This is a genomic window from Streptomyces spongiicola (assembly GCF_003122365.1).
Classification (GTDB): Bacteria; Actinomycetota; Actinomycetes; order Streptomycetales; family Streptomycetaceae; genus Streptomyces; species Streptomyces spongiicola.
Genome location: NZ_CP029254.1, coordinates 801,252 through 817,517, shown reverse-complemented (window position 1 = coordinate 817,517; position 16,266 = coordinate 801,252). Strand labels below are relative to the sequence as shown.

Below are 16,266 nucleotides of genomic sequence, written 5' to 3'. Positions count from 1 at the left end.
TCGTCCCGGGCCCGCTGGAGGGCGTCCGACCAGGCGCCGCACGGCCTCCGGAACGGCTCGGTCCATCCCTTCGGGTCGTCGGACGGCGCGTTGGGCACCCTCCATGCGTGACCCCAAATAGCGTCCAGTAGGGTTTGGTCCGCATAAACATCCAAACCCCTGCCCGCGTCAGGGAGCGGCGACCGACCAGCGTGACGGCCGCGGCCGGCCGCGCGGGCGAGACTCTCGGGAAGGCGCTACGTGAGTCCCAACGGCTCCGACCTCCCCCACCGCCCGAACGGCGGGGGCGGTACCCCCATGTCGCGGCGCCCGATGCGGCGGAAGCTGCCGCAGGTGCTGACGGCGGGCTTGATCGTGGCAACCGCGACCGGTTGCTCCCCCACCTGGGAGGACTTCCCCCGCCTCGGTATGCCCACCCCCGTCACGGAGGAGGCTCCCCGGATCCTCTCCCTCTGGCAGGGCTCGTGGGCGGCCGCCCTCGCCGTGGGCGTGCTGGTGTGGGGTCTGATCCTGTGGAGCGTCATCTTCCACCGGCGCAGCCGGACCAAGGTCGAGGTTCCCCCGCAGACCCGGTACAACATGCCCATCGAGGCGCTGTACACCGTGGTCCCGCTCATCATCGTCTCGGTGCTGTTCTACTTCACCGCACGTGACGAGTCGAAGCTGCTGGCTCTCTCCGACAAGCCCGCCCACACCGTCAACGTGGTCGGCTACCAGTGGAGCTGGGGCTTCAACTACCTGGAGGACGTGGACGGGAACCCGGCCACCGGCGACGCCGCGGCCCAGAAGGAACTGAACGCGATTCCGGACAGGTACACCAACGACTTCCCGGAGGGTGCCGAGGGCGTCTACGACGCCGGCATCCCGGGCACCCGGAACCCGCAGACCGGCAACCCCGGCCCCACGCTGTGGCTGCCGAAGGGCGAGAAGGTCCGCTTCATCCTCACGTCCAGGGACGTCATCCACTCCTTCTGGGTGGTCCCCTTCCTGTTCAAGCAGGACGTCATCCCGGGTCACACCAACGTCTTCGAGGTCACTCCGAACCAGGAGGGCACCTTCCTCGGCAAGTGCGCCGAACTCTGCGGTGTCGACCACTCCCGGATGCTCTTCAACGTCAAGGTCGTCTCCCCGGAGCGCTACCAGCAGCACCTCAAGGAGCTGGCCGAGAAGGGGCAGACCGGCTTCATCCCGTCGGGCATCGCGCAGTCTGACCCGGCCCGGAATGCGGAGAAGAACCAACTGTGAGCATCCTCAACGAACCCCAGGGTGCCGCGGCGGAAGACGCCTCGCGTACCGACGCGTACGAGAACGAGCTCCCCGTCCGGCGCCGGCGGCCCGGCAACGTGGTCGTCAAGTGGCTCACCACCACCGACCACAAGACGATCGGCACGCTCTACCTGGTGACCTCGTTCTTCTTCTTCTGCATCGGCGGCGTCATGGCGCTCTTCATGCGCGCCGAGCTGGCCCGTCCGGGCACGCAGATCATGTCGAACGAGCAGTTCAACCAGGCGTTCACGATGCACGGCACCGTGATGCTGCTGATGTTCGCGACGCCGCTGTTCGCCGGATTCGCCAACTGGATCATGCCGCTGCAGATCGGCGCTCCCGACGTGGCGTTCCCGCGGCTGAACATGTTCGCCTACTGGCTGTACCTCTTCGGCTCGCTCATCGCGGTGGGCGGCTTCCTCACCCCCAACGGCGCTGCCGACTTCGGCTGGTTCGCCTACTCGCCGCTCTCGGACGCGGTCCGGTCGCCGGGCGTCGGCGCCGACCTGTGGATCATGGGTCTGACGTTCTCCGGCTTCGGTACGATCCTCGGCTCGGTCAACTTCATCACCACCATCATCTGCATGCGCGCCCCGGGCATGACGATGTTCCGCATGCCGATCTTCACCTGGAACGTGCTGCTGACCGGTGTGCTGGTCCTGCTGGCCTTCCCGGTACTGGCCGCGGCCCTGTTCGCGCTGGAGGCCGACCGCAAGTTCGGCAGCCACATCTTCGACGCCTCCAACGGCGGCGCGCTGCTGTGGCAGCACCTCTTCTGGTTCTTCGGCCATCCCGAGGTGTACATCATCGCGCTGCCGTTCTTCGGCATCGTCTCGGAGGTCATCCCGGTCTTCAGCCGCAAGCCGATGTTCGGCTACATCGGCCTGGTGGCCGCGACCATCGCGATCGCGGGCCTGTCGGTGACGGTGTGGGCGCACCACATGTACGTCACCGGAGGGGTGCTACTGCCGTTCTTCTCCTTCATGACGTTCCTCATCGCGGTACCGACCGGCGTGAAGTTCTTCAACTGGATCGGCACCATGTGGAAGGGCTCGCTGTCGTTCGAGACGCCGATGCTCTGGACGATCGGCTTCCTGATCACCTTCACCTTCGGCGGTCTGACCGGTGTCATCCTGGCCTCGCCCCCGATGGACTTCCACGTCTCCGACTCCTACTTCGTCGTGGCGCACTTCCACTACGTCGTCTTCGGCACCGTGGTCTTCGCGATGTTCGCCGGATTCCACTTCTGGTGGCCCAAGTTCACCGGCAAGATGCTGGACGAGCGACTCGGCAAGATGACCTTCTGGACGCTGTTCGTCGGCTTCCACGGCACCTTCCTGGTCCAGCACTGGCTGGGCGCCGAGGGCATGCCCCGCCGCTACGCCGACTACCTGGCCGCCGACGGCTTCACCGCGCTGAACACCGTCTCCACCATCAGCTCGTTCCTGCTCGGCCTGTCGATCCTCCCGTTCTGCTACAACGTGTGGAAGACCGCCAAGTACGGCGAGAAGGTCGAGGTGGACGACCCGTGGGGCTACGGCCGCTCGCTCGAGTGGGCGACGTCCTGCCCGCCGCCGCGGCACAACTTCCTCACCCTGCCGCGGATCCGCTCAGAATCCCCGGCCTTCGATCTGCACCACCCGGAGATCGCGGCTCTCGACCAGCTCGACCACGCCGGTCACGGTGCCGTCACCGCTGACAAGGAGGCCGGCAAGTGAAGATCCAAGGCAGGATGTTCATCTGGCTGAGCGTCTTCATCCTCGCCATGGCCGTCCTCTACGGCGTGTGGTCGAAGGAGCCGGCGGGTACGACGGCACTGTTCCTGGCGTTCGGCCTGAGCATCATGATCGGCTACTACCTGGCCTTCACGGCCCGGCGGGTCGACGCGATGGCGCAGGACGACAAGGAGGCCGACGTCGCGGACGAGGCCGGTGAGGTCGGCTTCTTCTCGCCGCACAGCTGGCAGCCGCTCTCGCTCGCGGCCGGCGGCGCACTGGCCTTCCTGTCCGTCGCGATGGGCTGGTGGATCATGTACTTCTCGGCTCCGCTGATCCTGGTCGGCATCTTCGGCTGGGTCTTCGAGTACTACCGCGGAGAGAACCAGAACCAGTAGCGGTGAGGTGGCGGCGACGCCGCCCACCACCGCGCAGGGGCCCGGACACTGACCCGAAAGGGTGGTGTCCGGGCCCCTCGTTTGCAGTCTTCCGGCGCGCCGCCGCGGGGGTTCCTCCATAGCGTGTGCTCATGAACGACACGCCGCGCAAGCGCACCGTAGCGAGCTGCACCGTGCTCGCCCTGGCCCTCGGGGCGGGGACGACCGGGTGCGGCGGCCAGGACAGCCACCCGTTGTCGGCGCGGCCGTACGACGCGGCGCGTCAGGTCGCCTTCAACGCGCCGCCCTCCGGCACCAAGGCGGACCCGGACAAGCCCCTCGTGGTCACCGCCAAGGGCAAGGACGGCCGGATCACGGACGTCACCGCCGTCGACACCGCCGGCCGCTACCTGGCGGGCGAGCTGTCCGCGGACGGCGCGAGATGGAGTTCCACGGCCCCTCTCGCGGCCGGCACGCGCTACACCGTCCGCGTCGCCACGGAGAACGGCGGCGGCGCCCCCGGCCTGCGCACCCTCACCTTCGAGACGGCCTCGCCGAAGCGCCTCCTCGGCATCGAGCTGGGACCGAAGGCGGGCACCTACGGGGTGGGGCAGCCGGTCACCGCGGAACTCAGCAGCCCCGTGTCGGCCACGGCGGACCGGGCGGCGGTCGAACGCTCCCTCAAGGTCACCTCGGACCCGGCGGTCGAGGGCGCCTGGCACTGGGTGGACGACAAGAAGCTGCACTACCGCCCGAAGGAGTACTGGCCCGCCGGCGCCTCCGTCGAGGTGCGCAGCACCCTGGACGGTGTGAAGGTCGGCGACCGGCTGTACGGCGGCCCCGCCAAGCCCCTGAAGCTGACGATCGGCGACCGTGTGGAGGCCGTCACCGACGCGTCCACCCACCGGATGACGGTCAAGCGCAACGGAGAAGTGATCAACACCATTCCGGTGACCACCGGCAAGCCGGGCTTCTCCACCCGCAACGGCGTCAAGGTGGTGCTCGGCAAGGAGTACTTCGTCCGTATGCGCGGTACCAGCATCGGCATCCCGGTCGGCAGCGCCGAGTCCTACGACCTGCCCGTCTACTACGCGACCCGGGTCACCTGGAGCGGCGAGTACGTCCACGCCGCCCCCTGGTCGGTCGGCTCCCAGGGGTACGCGAACGTCAGCCACGGCTGCACCGGCATGTCGACCGCGCACGCGGCCTGGTTCTTCAGGAACGTGCGCGAGGGCGACATCGTCGAGGTCGTCAACAGCCTCGGTGCGCCGATGGACCCGTTCGGGAACGGCTTCGGCGACTGGAACCTCGACTGGGACGAGTGGCGCACCGGCAGCGCACTGCTCCAGGGGACCCGGGACGGCGCCGCCGGCACGGGCGGCGCACGGCTGCGGCCCCGGGTCTGAGCGTGCGGGGCGGGCCCCGCGGTGTCAGGCCGCGGCCCGCCCCCGGCGCAGCAGCCCGGCCAGCGCGCCCGCGAACTCCACCGGCTCGACCGGGAGCGTCACCGCGGCGTCCGCACGGCTCCAGGTGGCCAGCCAGGCGTCCTGCGGGCGCCCCATGAGCACCAGCACCGGCGGGCAGTCGAAGACCTCGTCCTTGATCTGCCGGCACACGCCCATGCCGCCCGCGGGCACCGCCTCGCCGTCCAGCACGCACACGTCGATCCCGCCCCCGTCCAGCTTCTCGAGGACCGCGGGCAGGGTCGCGCACTCGACGAACTCGACCGCGGGAGCGTCGGCGGCCGGGCGGCGGCCCGTGGCGAGCCGCACCTGTTCGCGGGTGCCGGAGTTGTCGCTGTACACCAGCACCGTGGCGGTCGACTGCATCGTTCCTCCGGTTCGTCGGGGAGATCGGGGCTGCACCGATGGGCCGGATGCTACTCCTCACCGGGCCCGCCCAGTACCGCCGGTACCGGCTCGGTGACTGCTTTTGCTGGGCCGTTCGGGCTGGAGGAGGCCCACTGACACACCGAACGGCACCCCCGGAGTGAGGGCTGGATAAGCGACCGACATAATGTCGGTCGTGGCGACAGCAACGACAGTAGAAACCGGGCACGCGCACCCGTCGGTCAATCGGCCGAACCTCACCAGCGTCGGAACCATCATCTGGTTGAGTTCCGAGCTGATGTTCTTCGCGGCCCTCTTCGCGATGTACTTCACCCTGCGATCAGTGATGGGTGCCGACTACTGGGCGGAGCAGGCATCTGCCCTGAACTTCCCCTTCGCGGCGACCAACACCACGATCCTGGTGCTCTCCTCCCTCACCTGCCAGCTCGGCGTCTTCGCCGCCGAGCGCGGTGACGTGAAGAAGCTCCGCACGTGGTTCGTGATCACGTTCGTGATGGGTGCGATCTTCATCGGCGGCCAGGTGTTCGAGTACACCGAGCTGGTCAAGCACCAGGGCCTCTCGCTCTCGTCGGACCCGTACGGCTCGGTCTTCTACCTGACCACCGGCTTCCACGGCCTGCACGTGACGGGCGGTCTCATCGCCTTCCTGCTCGTTCTCGGCAGGACGTACGCGGCCCGGAGGTTCACCCACGAGCAGGCGACCGCGGCCATCGTCGTGTCCTACTACTGGCACTTCGTCGATGTCGTCTGGATCGGCCTCTTCGCCACGATCTACATGATCAAGTAGCCGGGCCCGTACCCGCACACCTTCCAGAAGCACCGACGCAGAAGATCCTGACACCGGGGTAATCCGTGAAAAAGCTCTCCGCACGACGACGCCATCCGCTGGCGGCGTTCGTCGTCCTACTCCTCGCGCTGGCGGCCACCGGGGGGCTGTACGCCGCGTTCGCACCCGCGGACAAGGCGCAGGCCGATGAAACCGCCCAGTCCCTCGCCATCGAGGAGGGCAAGAAGCTCTACACCGTCGGCTGCGCCAGCTGCCACGGAACCGGCGGTCAGGGTACGTCCGACGGCCCGTCCCTGGTCGGCGTCGGATCCGCCGCCGTGGACTTCCAGGTCGGCACCGGCCGGATGCCCGCCCAGCAGCCGGGCGCGCAGATGCCGAAGAAGCCGGTGATCTACAGCCAGGCCGAGATCGACCAGCTCGCGGCGTACGTCGCCTCCCTGGGCCCGGGCCCGGTCACGCCGACCGAGTCGCAGTACAACCCCGAGGGTGCCGACATCGCCAACGGCGGCGTGCTGTTCCGCACCAACTGCGCCCAGTGCCACAACTTCACGGGTGAGGGCGGCGCGCTGACGGACGGCAAGTACGCCCCCAACCTCAGGGGAGTGAGCGCGAAGCACCTGTACGAGGCCATGCAGACCGGCCCGCAGAACATGCCGTCCTTCCCCGACACGACGATGCCGGAGCAGGAGAAGCGCGACATCATCGCGTACGTCCAGAGCGTCAACAGCGGCGACACGCCCACCCCGGGCGGACTGAGCCTCGGTGGGCTCGGCCCCGTCAGCGAGGGACTGTTCGCCTGGGTGTTCGGGATGGGCGCGCTGATCGCCACCGCCATCTGGGTCGCGGCCCACACCGCTAAGGCCAAGAAGTCATGAGTAGCCAAGACATTCCCGAAGAGTCCCCGTCCTCCGAGCAGGACCACGCACACGGCGCCGTGGCGGTGAAGGAACCCTTCGCCGACCCGGGCCTCCCGGCCCACCGGCCGCGGGTCCAGGACATCGACGAGCGGGCCGCCCGGCGGTCCGAGCGCACGGTCGCCCTGCTGTTCACCGTGTCGATGCTGTCGACGGTCGCGTTCATCGCGTCGTACGTCGTCTTCCCGGTCGACAAGATCGTCTACATCTGGCCGTTCGGCCATGTCAGCGCCCTGAACTTCGCGCTGGGCACGACCCTCGGTCTGGCCCTGTTCTGCATCGGCGCGGGCGCGGTCCACTGGGCCCGCACCCTGATGTCCGACGAGGAGCGGGTGGACGAGCGCCACCCGATCGAGGCCCCGCCCGAGGTCAGGGCCAAGGTGATGGCCGACTTCGCCGCGGGCGCGGAGGAGTCCGGCTTCGGCCGGCGCAAGCTGATCCGCAACACCCTCTTCGGCGCGCTCGCCATGGTGCCGCTCTCCGGTGTGATGCTGCTGCGCGACCTCGGCCCGCTGCCGGAGGACAAGCTCCGCCACACCCTGTGGGCCAAGGGCAAGCAGCTCATCAACATGAACACCAACGAGCCGCTGCGTCCCGAGGACGTCTCCGTGGGCTCGCTGACCTTCGCCATGCCCGAGGGCCTCAGCGAGCACGACCACAGCTTCCAGACCGAGATCGCCAAGGCCGCCCTGATGATCGTCCGGATCCAGCCGGAGGACATCAAGGACCGGCGCGAACTCGAGTGGTCCCACGAGGGCATCGTCGCCTTCTCGAAGATCTGCACCCACGTGGGGTGTCCGATCTCCCTGTACGAGCAGCAGACGCACCATGTGCTGTGCCCGTGCCACCAGTCCACCTTCGACCTCTCCGACGGCGCCCGCGTCATCTTCGGCCCGGCCGGCCACGCCCTCCCGCAGCTGCGGATCGGTGTGAATGACGAAGGATTCCTCGAGGCGCTCGGCGACTTCGACGAGCCCGTCGGTCCCTCTTTCTGGGAGCGCGGATGAGCACTGCGAACGACAAGCGGAAGGCTCCGGCCGGCGAGCGCGTCGCCGACTGGGCCGACGGCCGGCTGGGGATCTACTCCCTGGCCAAGGCCAACATGCGCAAGATCTTCCCGGACCACTGGTCCTTCATGCTGGGCGAGGTCGCGCTCTACAGCTTCATCATCATCATCCTCACGGGTGTGTATCTGACGCTGTTCTTCCACCCGTCGATGAACGAGGTGGAGTACCACGGCAGTTACGTCCCGATGCAGGGCGTGCTGATGTCGGAGGCGTACGCCTCGACCCTGGACATCAGCTTCGACGTCCGCGGCGGTCTGCTGATCCGGCAGATCCACCACTGGGCGGCGCTGATCTTCCTCGCGGCCATGATGGTCCACATGATGCGCGTCTTCTTCACGGGCGCGTTCCGCAAGCCGCGCGAGATCAACTGGCTGTTCGGGTTCCTGCTGTTCGTCCTGGGCATGTTCACCGGCTTCACCGGCTACTCGCTCCCGGACGACCTGCTCTCCGGCACCGGTGTCCGGTTCATGCAGGGCGCGATCCTGTCCGTCCCGATCGTCGGCACGTATCTGTCGATGTTCCTGTTCGGCGGGGAGTTCCCCGGCGGCGACATCGTGGCCCGGTTCTACTCGATCCACATCCTGCTGCTGCCGGGCATCATGCTCGGTCTGCTCGTGGCGCACCTGATCCTGGTCTTCTACCACAAGCACACGCAGTTCGCGGGCCCCGGCCGGACCAACAAGAACGTCGTCGGCATGCCGCTGCTGCCGATCTACATGGCCAAGGCGGGCGGCTTCTTCTTCCTGGTCTTCGGCATCATCACGGTCATCTCGGCGATCGCCACGATCAACCCGATCTGGGCGCTCGGCCCCTACCGGCCGGACCAGGTGTCGACCAACGCGCAACCCGACTGGTACATGGGCTTCTCCGAGGGCCTGATCCGCGTCATGCCGGGCTGGGAGGTCAACCTGTGGGGCCACACCCTGGTCCTGGGCGTCTTCATCCCGCTGGTGATCTTCCCGCTGGTGCTGGCGTCGATCGCGGTGTACCCGTTCATCGAGTCCTGGGTCACCGGGGACAAGCGCGAGCACCACATCCTCGACCGCCCGCGCAACGCCCCGACCCGCACCGCCTTCGGAGTGGCCTGGCTGACGTGGTACTTCATCCTGCTGGTCGGCGGCGGAAACGACCTCTGGGCCACCCACTTCAGCCTGTCCATCAACGCCATCACCTGGTTCGTCCGGATCTTCTTCTTCGCCGGACCGGTCCTGGCCTTCATCATCACCAAGCGGATCTGCATGGGCCTCCAGCGGCGGGACAGGGACAAGGTGCTGCACGGACGCGAGTCCGGCATCATCAAGCGCCTGCCGCACGGTGAGTTCGTCGAGGTCCACGAGCCGCTGACGCAGGAGGCCCTGCACACGCTCACCTCCCACTACCAGTACACCCCGGTCGAGGTCGGCCCGACGGTCGACGAGAACGGCGTGGAGCGGAAGGTGTCGCGCACCGAGCGGCTCCGGGCGCGTCTCAGCAAGGCGTACTACGGCAGGGACAACCAGGTCGCGAAGCCGACCGTCGAGGAGTACAAGGAGATCACCAGCGGCCACGGCCACCACTGATCCCCCGCGCTGATCGCGGCGACCGCCACCGCCGGGCCTCCCGGCGACCGCCGCACCAAGAGCCCCGTCCATCCCCCGGACGGGGCTCTTCGCCGTGCCGCGGGCCGATAGGGTGGGAGGCATCCCCATCCGCACCGGACCCAGGAGGGACCATGAGCGCTGTGACCCCCGCAGACGGGAGTGCCCCCGGCGAGGCGCGATCCACCGCGGCGGCCCTGTCCTGGCCCGCGGTGCTCGACTCCCTGCTGAGCGGGCGCGACCAGGGCGCGGAGGCGACGGCCTGGGCCATGGACCGGATCCTGCGGGGCGAGGCGACCGACGCGCAGATCGCCGGGTTCGCGGTGGCGCTGCGCGCCAAGGGCGAGACCGTCGAGGAGATCTCCGGGCTCGTGCGCACGATGTACGAGCACGCCCGGACGATCGAGGTGCCCGGGGCGACGGTCGACATCGTCGGCACCGGCGGCGACGGCGCCAGGACCGTGAACATCTCCACCATGTCCGCGATCGTCGTGGCCGGCACGGGCGCGAAGGTGGTCAAGCACGGCAACCGGGCCGCGTCCAGCGCGAGCGGGGCGTCGGACGTCCTGGAGAAGCTCGGCGTCAATCTGGAGCTGGCGCCCGAGCGGGTCGCGGCGGTCGCCGGCGAGGCGGGGATCACCTTCTGCTTCGCGGTGAGGTTCCATCCGGCGCTGAGGCACGTCGCCGCGGCCCGCGGGGAACTCGGCATCCGCACGACGTTCAACTTCCTCGGCCCGCTGACCAACCCCGCCCGGGTGAGGGCTCAGGCCACGGGTGTGGCGGACGCCCGGATGGCCCCGATCATGGCCGGTGTGCTCGCCGCACGCGGATCCAGCGCGCTGGTCTTCCGCGGCGACGACGGCCTGGACGAGCTGACGACCACCGCGACCTCGCGGGTGTGGGTCGTCCGGGACGGCGCCGTGCGCGAGGAGTCCTTCGACCCCCGGGACGTCGGCGTCGAACTGGTCCCGGTCGAGGCGCTGCGCGGCGCGGACGCCTCGTACAACGCCGATGTCGCCCGCCGGCTCCTCGCCGGGGAGGGCGGGCCGGTACGGGACGCGGTCCTGCTGAACTCGGCTGCGGCGCTCGCCGCGCTCGGGAACGGCGAGGGCGGTCTGGTCGAGCAGATCAGGGCCGGCATGGCCCGGGCCGCGGAGTCCATCGACTCCGGCGCGGCCAGGCGCGCTTTGGACCGGTGGGTGGCGGCGAGCCACGCGTGAGGCGCGGCGGGCGCGGGGCGGGCGCGGCGGGCGCGGGGCGGGCGCGGTCCGGATGGCGGACCGCGCCTTGCGCACCGGGCACCCTGTGGCAGGATGCCTCCCAAGGTCATGAGTGACAGCGACGACGGCCCCGGCCCGCTGTCCGGCAACCCTCCGTCCGTGGCGGGGTGCCCCGGGTGAAGACCAGGCCGCAGGCAGCGAGGTCTGCGGCAAGCGCGGACCCCGCGGACATCGGTGAATGTCGCATCCCTGGGGTCCTGGTCCTCGAGGGAGCCTTCTCGTGAGCAAGCGAATGCGTTAGGCCACGTCCGTGAGCGCCGCCCGCCCGACGGGCGGACGGACCAGCGGACACGGCCCCGGGCCGTCGGCCCTCGCCCCCCTCCGTACGCCGCCAGGCGTGCGTCGAGGCAACACCCGTACGCGGAGCGGCCGCCCCGTGCCGCCGTCGCGCCGTGCGGGTTCCCCACGCCAGCTCGCCCCCGACCGCCGGGAGACACCGCCATGTCCGTGCGCCTCCGCACCACCGCCACCCCTGCCTCCGCCTGTGTCCCTGCCCGTGTCCCTGCCTGCGACTGCAACGCTGCTCCTGCCGGCACCGGTGCTCGTGCCTGCGCCTGCGTCTGCGTCTCTACCGGTACCGGTGCTCCTGCCTGTGCCTGTGCCTGTGCCTGTGTCCCTGCCTGCGCCGGTGCCTGTGTCCCTGCCTGCGCCGGCACGGGTTCGGCCGCGCCGGCGCGAACCGCCGCCGCGGACACCGCCGCCGGGGATGCGCCCTGCTGCGGCGCCCCGCTGCCGGTCCTCGGCCGGGACGTCACCGTCCCGCTCGTGACCGGCGGTGAAGTCACCTACGCGGCACTCGACTACGCGGCCAGCGCCCCGGCCCTGCAACGGGTGTGGGACGACGTCGCCGCGTACGCCCCGTACTACGGCAGCGTCCACCGCGGCGCCGGGTACCTCTCGCAGCTGTCCACCGACCTGTTCGAGAGCAGCAGGGCCACCGTCCACGCGTTCCTCGACTGCCGCGAGGACGACCAGGTCGTGTTCACCCGGTCGACGACCGACTCGCTGAACCTGCTGGCCGGTGCGCTCCCCGGCGGCTGCGAGGTCTTCGTCTTCGAGACCGAGCACCACGCCTCCCTGCTGCCCTGGACGGACGCGCGTGTGACGTACCTGGACGCCCCGCGCACCCCGCAGCAGGCGGTCAGGGCGCTGGAGTCGGCGCTCTCCGGCCGGGACCTCGGTGCCCCCGCCCTGGTCTGTGTGACCGGTGCGTCCAATGTGACCGGCGAGCTGTGGCCGGTCCGCGAGCTGGCGGCCGTCTCGCACGCCCACGGCGCGCGTATCGTGCTGGACGCCGCCCAGCTCGCCCCGCACCACCCCGTCTCCGTCCGGAAGCTGGGGGTCGACTGGGTCGCCTTCTCGGGCCACAAGCTCTACGCGCCGTTCGGATCGGGTGTGCTCGCCGGGCGGGCGGACTGGCTCCGGGACGCCGAGCCCTACCTTGCGGGCGGCGGCGCCTCGCGGAAGGTCTCCCGCCGCGCCGGCGGCGGCGTGGACGTCGAGTGGCACACCACCGCCGCCCGCCACGAGGCCGGTTCCCCGAACGTCATCGGCGTCTATGCCATCGCCTCCGCGTGCAGGGCGCTGACGGAGGCCGGGTTCGACGCCCTCGTCGACCGCGAGCGGCACCTCGTCGAGAAGGTCCTCGCCGGGCTGGCCGAGGTACCCGGGGTCAGGGTGCTGTCGCTGTTCGGCGGCGGCACGCCGTCGGCTTCCGGCGGGCGGACCCCCGCCCGGGTCGGTGTCGTCTCCTTCGTCGTGGAGGGCTGGAACAGCTCGCACCTCGCCGCCGCGCTGTCGGCCGAGTACGGCATCGGTGTGCGCGACGGGCTCTTCTGCGCCCACCCGCTGGTGCGGACGCTGCTGGGCGGCGATCCGCAGCAGCCCGGCGAGTGCGGCGCCCCGGAGGGCGAGCGGGGCGAGCGGGGCGAGACCGGGGTCCGCCCGGCGGAGGGCGCGGGGGCGCCGCTCAACGCGATCCGGGTCAGCTTCGGCGCCGGTACGCCGGACGAGCACGTCGAGCGGTTCGTCCGCGCGGTCGGGGAGTTGGTGCGCGACGGCGCGCGGTGGAGCTACCGCACCGAGGACGGGCGCTGCGTGCCCGCGGTGTGAGAGGTGCGGACCGGGGCGGGGCGCCCGGCCGGCGGATCCGCCGGCGCACCGGCCCGCGCATCCGCCCGCGCATCCGCCGTCGGGGCAGGTCCCGCCGCATGCGGCCGAGGGGCCGGGGAGCAGCGGCCGGGGGCCCGCCCCACTCCGGCCGGGCGGCCGGGGAGCGGCGCTGGCGGCAGACGAGCCCGCAGGCGCCCGCCCGGCCCGGGGGCCCTGGGAGTACCGGCAGGACCAGCGCAGGGCGAGTCCGCAGGCGCCCGCCCGGCCCCGACACCGGTCGCGCACCCGGCGCACCCGGCGCGCCCCGCGCGGGACGGGCCGGGACAGTGCCGGGACCGCGCCGGGACGGCGCCCGGCGGCGCTCCCGGGCCTGGCCGTGTCCGGCCCTACGCGTCGAGCCCGATCGCGAAGGCCGCCTCCAGGTCGTGCTGGGAGTACGTGCGGAACGCGACATGCGTGTCGGTCGCCTCGACGCCCGGGATCTTGCTGATCCGGCCCGGGATGACATCCGCGAGGTCGTCGTGCTTCGCGACCCGGACCATCGCGATCAGGTCGTAGGTGCCGGTGACCGAGAAGACCTCGCTGACGCTGTCCAGCGCCGCGATCGACTCGGCGATCTCGGGGATGCGGTCCACGCTGGTCTTGATGAGCACGATCGCGGTGATCACGGCTGTCCTTCTCCCTCGGTGGCCGCTGTCTGGGCCTTCACTCTAGCGGCCTGCCGGAAGCGGCCCCATGCGTAGAGGAAGCCGATCCCGAAGCCCACCAGATGCGCCAGATACGCCACCCCCGGGCCCGAGGAGGAGTTCTGCGCCTCCGCCAGCCACTGCAGCACGAACCAGAAGACCAGCACGATCCAGGCGGGGAAGCGCAGCGGCAGGAAGAACAGGAACGGATAGAGGCTTGTCACCCGCGTCCTCGGGAAGAGGCAGAGAAAGGCGCCCAGCACGGCCGAGATGGCTCCGGACGCCCCGACGAGCGTGTGGCCGGACTCCGCGTTGGCCGCCGCGTACGCGAGGAGCGCCAGATAACCGCAGACCAGGTAGAAGAGGGCGAACTCCAGACGGCCCATGCGCTCCTCGACCATGGCGCCGAAGACGTGGAGGAAGAGCATGTTGCCGAGCAGATGCAGCCAGCTGCCGTGCACGAACAGCGCGGTCAGCGGGGTGAGCAGGGTCCTCGGGGAGCCCTCCAGCAGCTCGTTCGGGATCACGCCCCAGCGCTCGAAGTGGGCGGTCTGGGCGGTGAGCAGGGTGCCTCCGGTGCCGTACGACGTGCTGAGCCCGGAGACCGGGCCGACGAGGAACAGGAGGCAGCACAGGCCGATCGCTCCGTAGGTCACCACCGGGCCGGTCGCCGCGCCCCGTACCGCCTTCCACCGATCGATCATGCTCAGAGCATGGCGCACCGGGACGGGAGCGGGCAGACCGCCTCGCCGTGTCACCGCGGACCCGTGAGGTCGTAGGGTTGCGGGCAGTAGGCGCCAGGACACGCACGAGGAGACGAGGACGGCTCGATGACGACGGTACCCATGCCGACGGACGCCACCCGGTGGCGCTGCACCCTGTGCGGCAACCTCACCCGGTTCGACGTGACCCGGTCCTCCAAGGCCGTCGAGTATGTGCATCTGGATCTCGCGGGGGAGCCCAAGGTGGAGGAACGCGAGGTGCTGAGTGAGACCATCGAGTCGGTCCGCTGCCGCTGGTGCAACGCCGTGGACCAGATCGAACTGGTGGACAGGCCGGGCGGCGGCTCCTGACGGAGCCGTGCGGACCCGCGGGAAGACAGTGGGGTGACCGATCGTGGAGCAGTCCGAGAGCGGCGCCGGGCCGGCCGGTGCCGGCGATGCCGCCGAGGCGCTCGACCGCCCGCTGCCGGAGGGTGTGCGGCGACGGGTCGTCGCCCTGGTCTCGGACGCCTTCGGCGGGCTGACCGTCACCGAACTCCCCGCCCAGTTGCGGCAGTACGCCCGCTTCACCCCTACCCGCCGGGCGAAGTACGCGGGCAACGCCATGGCCGCGGCCCTGGAGGGCGACCCCGTCTTCCGGCAGCGCATCGGTGAGCGGCTCCGCGATTCCCAGCCCGAGCTGGCGGACGCCCTGGACGCGGGGACGCCGCCCGCGGCCGCCGACCCCGTCGACGTGGCGGCCGCCGCCTTCGTGCTGCGCCCGGCGGGCTGGGTCAAGCTGGTGGCCGCCGCCGGCGAGGAGGCCCAGCGCGCGGACGCCGAGCGCGCGGACGAGGAGAGCAGGCGGGAGCTGCAGCGGCTCCGCGAGGAACTCGACCGGCTGAAGTCCCAGCACAAGGCCGAGACCGAGCGGCTGCGCACCGAGCTGGACGCGGTCCGCAAGGAGTCGGACGCGCTGCACCGCAAGCTCCGCAGCGCCCACAGCGACGTCAAGCGCGCCGAGGCGGCGGTGCGCCGCGGCAACGCCGAGCACGAGGGGGCCAGATCCGAGGCGCAGGCCCAGGTGGCCGCGGCCGAGAGCGAGGCGCGCCGGCTGAAGGCCAGGCTCGCCGAGGCGGAGGCCGCGGTCGAGGCGAGCCGCAGGGCCGCCCGCGAAGGCCGGTCGATCGAGGACATGCGGGTGCGTCTGCTGCTCGACACCGTGCTGGACGCGGCCTCCGGGCTGCGCCGGGAACTGGCCCTGCCGCCCGCCTCGTTGCACCCGGCCGACACCGTCGAGGCGGTGCAGCCCGGCCGGATGACCCCCAGGGACATCGCGGCGCGCGCGCTGTCCGAGACCGACCCGGCGATGCTGGACCAGCTGCTCGCGCTGCCCCAGGTGCATCTGCTCGTGGACGGCTACAACGTGACGAAGACCGGTTATCCGACGATGCCGCTGGAGAAGCAGCGGCTGCGGCTGCTCGGCGGTCTGGCGATGCTGGCGGCGCAGACCGGAGCCGAGATCACCTGCGTCTTCGACGGTGCCGAACTCGCCGCGCCCGTGCTGCTGGCGCCGCCGCGCGGGGTGCGGGTGCTGTTCTCCAAGCCAGGGGTGACCGCGGACGAGCTGATCCGCCAGCTGGTCCGGGCGGAACCGCCGGGCCGGCCCGTCGTCGTGGTGTCGACGGACCGGGAGGTCGCGGACGGGGTGGCGAAGGCGGGTGCGCGGCCGGTGGCGTCCGCGATGCTCCTGAAGAGGCTTTCGCGCGTCTAGTGCGACTCGCAACTCCTGCGCGCAATGCCCGATTTCGCGGAACGTACCGTCAAGTCACCGCTACGGGCCGTGTGCCGTGTGTAAAGAATGCGCCTGGTGGGCCAGATTTTTCTGATGAGGATTTGAACTGATCACAGGAAGGTCACTAGGGTCAGGCCTC

The 16,266-nt window shown here is 70.6% G+C and carries 15 protein-coding genes and 1 riboswitch; of the genes, 12 read left to right on the top strand and 3 right to left on the bottom strand.

Annotated elements, in window-relative coordinates; translation table 11 throughout:
• Nucleotides 1–240: 240 nt before the first annotated feature.
• The 4 genes from ctaC to DDQ41_RS03440 all read left to right on the top strand — a co-directional run bounded on the left by ctaC (nucleotide 241) and on the right by DDQ41_RS03440 (nucleotide 4,764).
• On the top strand, nucleotides 241–1,245 hold the full coding sequence (gene ctaC, locus DDQ41_RS03455; RefSeq protein ID WP_373995461.1) for an aa3-type cytochrome oxidase subunit II: 1,005 nt from the start codon (nucleotides 241–243) through the stop codon (nucleotides 1,243–1,245).
• Nucleotides 1,242–2,984 (top strand): aa3-type cytochrome oxidase subunit I, encoded by a 1,743-nt coding sequence (gene ctaD / locus DDQ41_RS03450; protein WP_109293142.1) that lies wholly within the window; start codon nucleotides 1,242–1,244, stop codon nucleotides 2,982–2,984. The genes ctaC and ctaD overlap by 4 nt, the downstream gene beginning before the upstream one ends.
• Nucleotides 2,981–3,379 (top strand): cytochrome c oxidase subunit 4, encoded by a 399-nt coding sequence (locus DDQ41_RS03445; protein ID WP_109293141.1) that lies wholly within the window; start codon nucleotides 2,981–2,983, stop codon nucleotides 3,377–3,379. The genes ctaD and DDQ41_RS03445 overlap by 4 nt, the downstream gene beginning before the upstream one ends.
• Before the next feature lie 131 nt (nucleotides 3,380–3,510).
• On the top strand, nucleotides 3,511–4,764 hold the full coding sequence (locus tag DDQ41_RS03440; RefSeq protein WP_109297511.1) for a L,D-transpeptidase: 1,254 nt from the start codon (nucleotides 3,511–3,513) through the stop codon (nucleotides 4,762–4,764).
• A 24-nt stretch (nucleotides 4,765–4,788) separates the two neighbouring features.
• Here DDQ41_RS03440 and DDQ41_RS03435 read toward each other — a convergent pair whose 3' ends face one another.
• On the bottom strand, nucleotides 4,789–5,187 hold the full coding sequence (locus DDQ41_RS03435; RefSeq protein WP_109293140.1) for a response regulator transcription factor: 399 nt from the start codon (nucleotides 5,185–5,187) through the stop codon (nucleotides 4,789–4,791).
• A 187-nt stretch (nucleotides 5,188–5,374) separates the two neighbouring features.
• On the opposite strand from DDQ41_RS03435, the gene ctaE reads away from it, so the two are divergent.
• From ctaE to DDQ41_RS03405, 6 genes are all read left to right on the top strand, one after another.
• The gene (gene ctaE, locus DDQ41_RS03430; RefSeq protein ID WP_109293139.1) at nucleotides 5,375–5,995 is read left to right on the top strand and encodes an aa3-type cytochrome oxidase subunit III; all 621 of its coding nucleotides are present in this window, start codon (nucleotides 5,375–5,377) and stop codon (nucleotides 5,993–5,995) included.
• A 65-nt stretch (nucleotides 5,996–6,060) separates the two neighbouring features.
• The gene (qcrC, locus tag DDQ41_RS03425) at nucleotides 6,061–6,870 is read left to right on the top strand and encodes a cytochrome bc1 complex diheme cytochrome c subunit (protein WP_109293138.1); all 810 of its coding nucleotides are present in this window, start codon (nucleotides 6,061–6,063) and stop codon (nucleotides 6,868–6,870) included.
• Nucleotides 6,867–7,916: a cytochrome bc1 complex Rieske iron-sulfur subunit gene (gene qcrA, locus DDQ41_RS03420; RefSeq protein ID WP_109293137.1), complete on the top strand. Its 1,050-nt coding sequence runs from the start codon at nucleotides 6,867–6,869 to the stop codon at nucleotides 7,914–7,916. The genes qcrC and qcrA overlap by 4 nt, the downstream gene beginning before the upstream one ends.
• Complete coding sequence (gene qcrB / locus DDQ41_RS03415) at nucleotides 7,913–9,535, top strand: cytochrome bc1 complex cytochrome b subunit (protein WP_109293136.1); 1,623 nt, start codon at nucleotides 7,913–7,915, stop codon at nucleotides 9,533–9,535. Before qcrA ends, qcrB begins: the two co-directional genes overlap by 4 nt.
• 152 nt (nucleotides 9,536–9,687) lie before the next feature.
• Nucleotides 9,688–10,773: an anthranilate phosphoribosyltransferase gene (gene trpD, locus DDQ41_RS03410; RefSeq protein ID WP_109293135.1), complete on the top strand. Its 1,086-nt coding sequence runs from the start codon at nucleotides 9,688–9,690 to the stop codon at nucleotides 10,771–10,773.
• 104 nt (nucleotides 10,774–10,877) lie between these two features.
• Nucleotides 10,878–10,995, top strand: a riboswitch (SAM riboswitch).
• Nucleotides 10,996–11,274: 279 nt separating this feature from the next.
• Nucleotides 11,275–12,945 (top strand): aminotransferase class V-fold PLP-dependent enzyme, encoded by a 1,671-nt coding sequence (locus tag DDQ41_RS03405; protein ID WP_394342122.1) that lies wholly within the window; start codon nucleotides 11,275–11,277, stop codon nucleotides 12,943–12,945.
• Between the two features lie 386 nt (nucleotides 12,946–13,331).
• Here the strand turns inward: DDQ41_RS03405 and DDQ41_RS03400 are convergent, their stop codons facing one another.
• Together DDQ41_RS03400 and DDQ41_RS03395 are read right to left on the bottom strand one after the other, a co-directional pair.
• Nucleotides 13,332–13,613 carry an Lrp/AsnC family transcriptional regulator gene (locus DDQ41_RS03400; protein ID WP_031069742.1) on the bottom strand — a complete coding sequence of 94 codons (282 nt, stop codon included), beginning with the start codon at nucleotides 13,611–13,613 and terminating at the stop codon, nucleotides 13,332–13,334.
• Nucleotides 13,610–14,335 carry a rhomboid family intramembrane serine protease gene (locus DDQ41_RS03395; RefSeq protein ID WP_109293134.1) on the bottom strand — a complete coding sequence of 242 codons (726 nt, stop codon included), beginning with the start codon at nucleotides 14,333–14,335 and terminating at the stop codon, nucleotides 13,610–13,612. The genes DDQ41_RS03400 and DDQ41_RS03395 overlap by 4 nt, the downstream gene beginning before the upstream one ends.
• Before the next feature lie 126 nt (nucleotides 14,336–14,461).
• On the opposite strand from DDQ41_RS03395, the gene DDQ41_RS03390 reads away from it, so the two are divergent.
• Nucleotides 14,462–14,704 carry a hypothetical protein gene (locus DDQ41_RS03390; protein ID WP_109293133.1) on the top strand — a complete coding sequence of 81 codons (243 nt, stop codon included), beginning with the start codon at nucleotides 14,462–14,464 and terminating at the stop codon, nucleotides 14,702–14,704.
• A gap of 43 nt (nucleotides 14,705–14,747) precedes the next feature.
• Complete coding sequence (locus DDQ41_RS03385) at nucleotides 14,748–16,106, top strand: NYN domain-containing protein (protein WP_109293132.1); 1,359 nt, start codon at nucleotides 14,748–14,750, stop codon at nucleotides 16,104–16,106.
• The last annotated feature ends 160 nt before the right edge of the window (nucleotides 16,107–16,266 follow it).

Coding starts and splice junctions, on each gene's coding strand:
- DDQ41_RS03440 (WP_109297511.1), top strand. CDS start 3,511: ATGAACGACACGCCGCGCAAGCGCACCGTAGCGAGCTGCACCGTGCTC.
- DDQ41_RS03435 (WP_109293140.1), bottom strand. CDS start 5,187: ATGCAGTCGACCGCCACGGTGCTGGTGTACAGCGACAACTCCGGCACC.
- ctaE (WP_109293139.1), top strand. CDS start 5,375: ATGTCGGTCGTGGCGACAGCAACGACAGTAGAAACCGGGCACGCGCAC.
- qcrA (WP_109293137.1), top strand. CDS start 6,867: ATGAGTAGCCAAGACATTCCCGAAGAGTCCCCGTCCTCCGAGCAGGAC.
- qcrB (WP_109293136.1), top strand. CDS start 7,913: ATGAGCACTGCGAACGACAAGCGGAAGGCTCCGGCCGGCGAGCGCGTC.
- trpD (WP_109293135.1), top strand. CDS start 9,688: ATGAGCGCTGTGACCCCCGCAGACGGGAGTGCCCCCGGCGAGGCGCGA.
- DDQ41_RS03405 (WP_394342122.1), top strand. CDS start 11,275: ATGTCCGTGCGCCTCCGCACCACCGCCACCCCTGCCTCCGCCTGTGTC.
- DDQ41_RS03395 (WP_109293134.1), bottom strand. CDS start 14,335: ATGATCGATCGGTGGAAGGCGGTACGGGGCGCGGCGACCGGCCCGGTG.
- DDQ41_RS03390 (WP_109293133.1), top strand. CDS start 14,462: ATGACGACGGTACCCATGCCGACGGACGCCACCCGGTGGCGCTGCACC.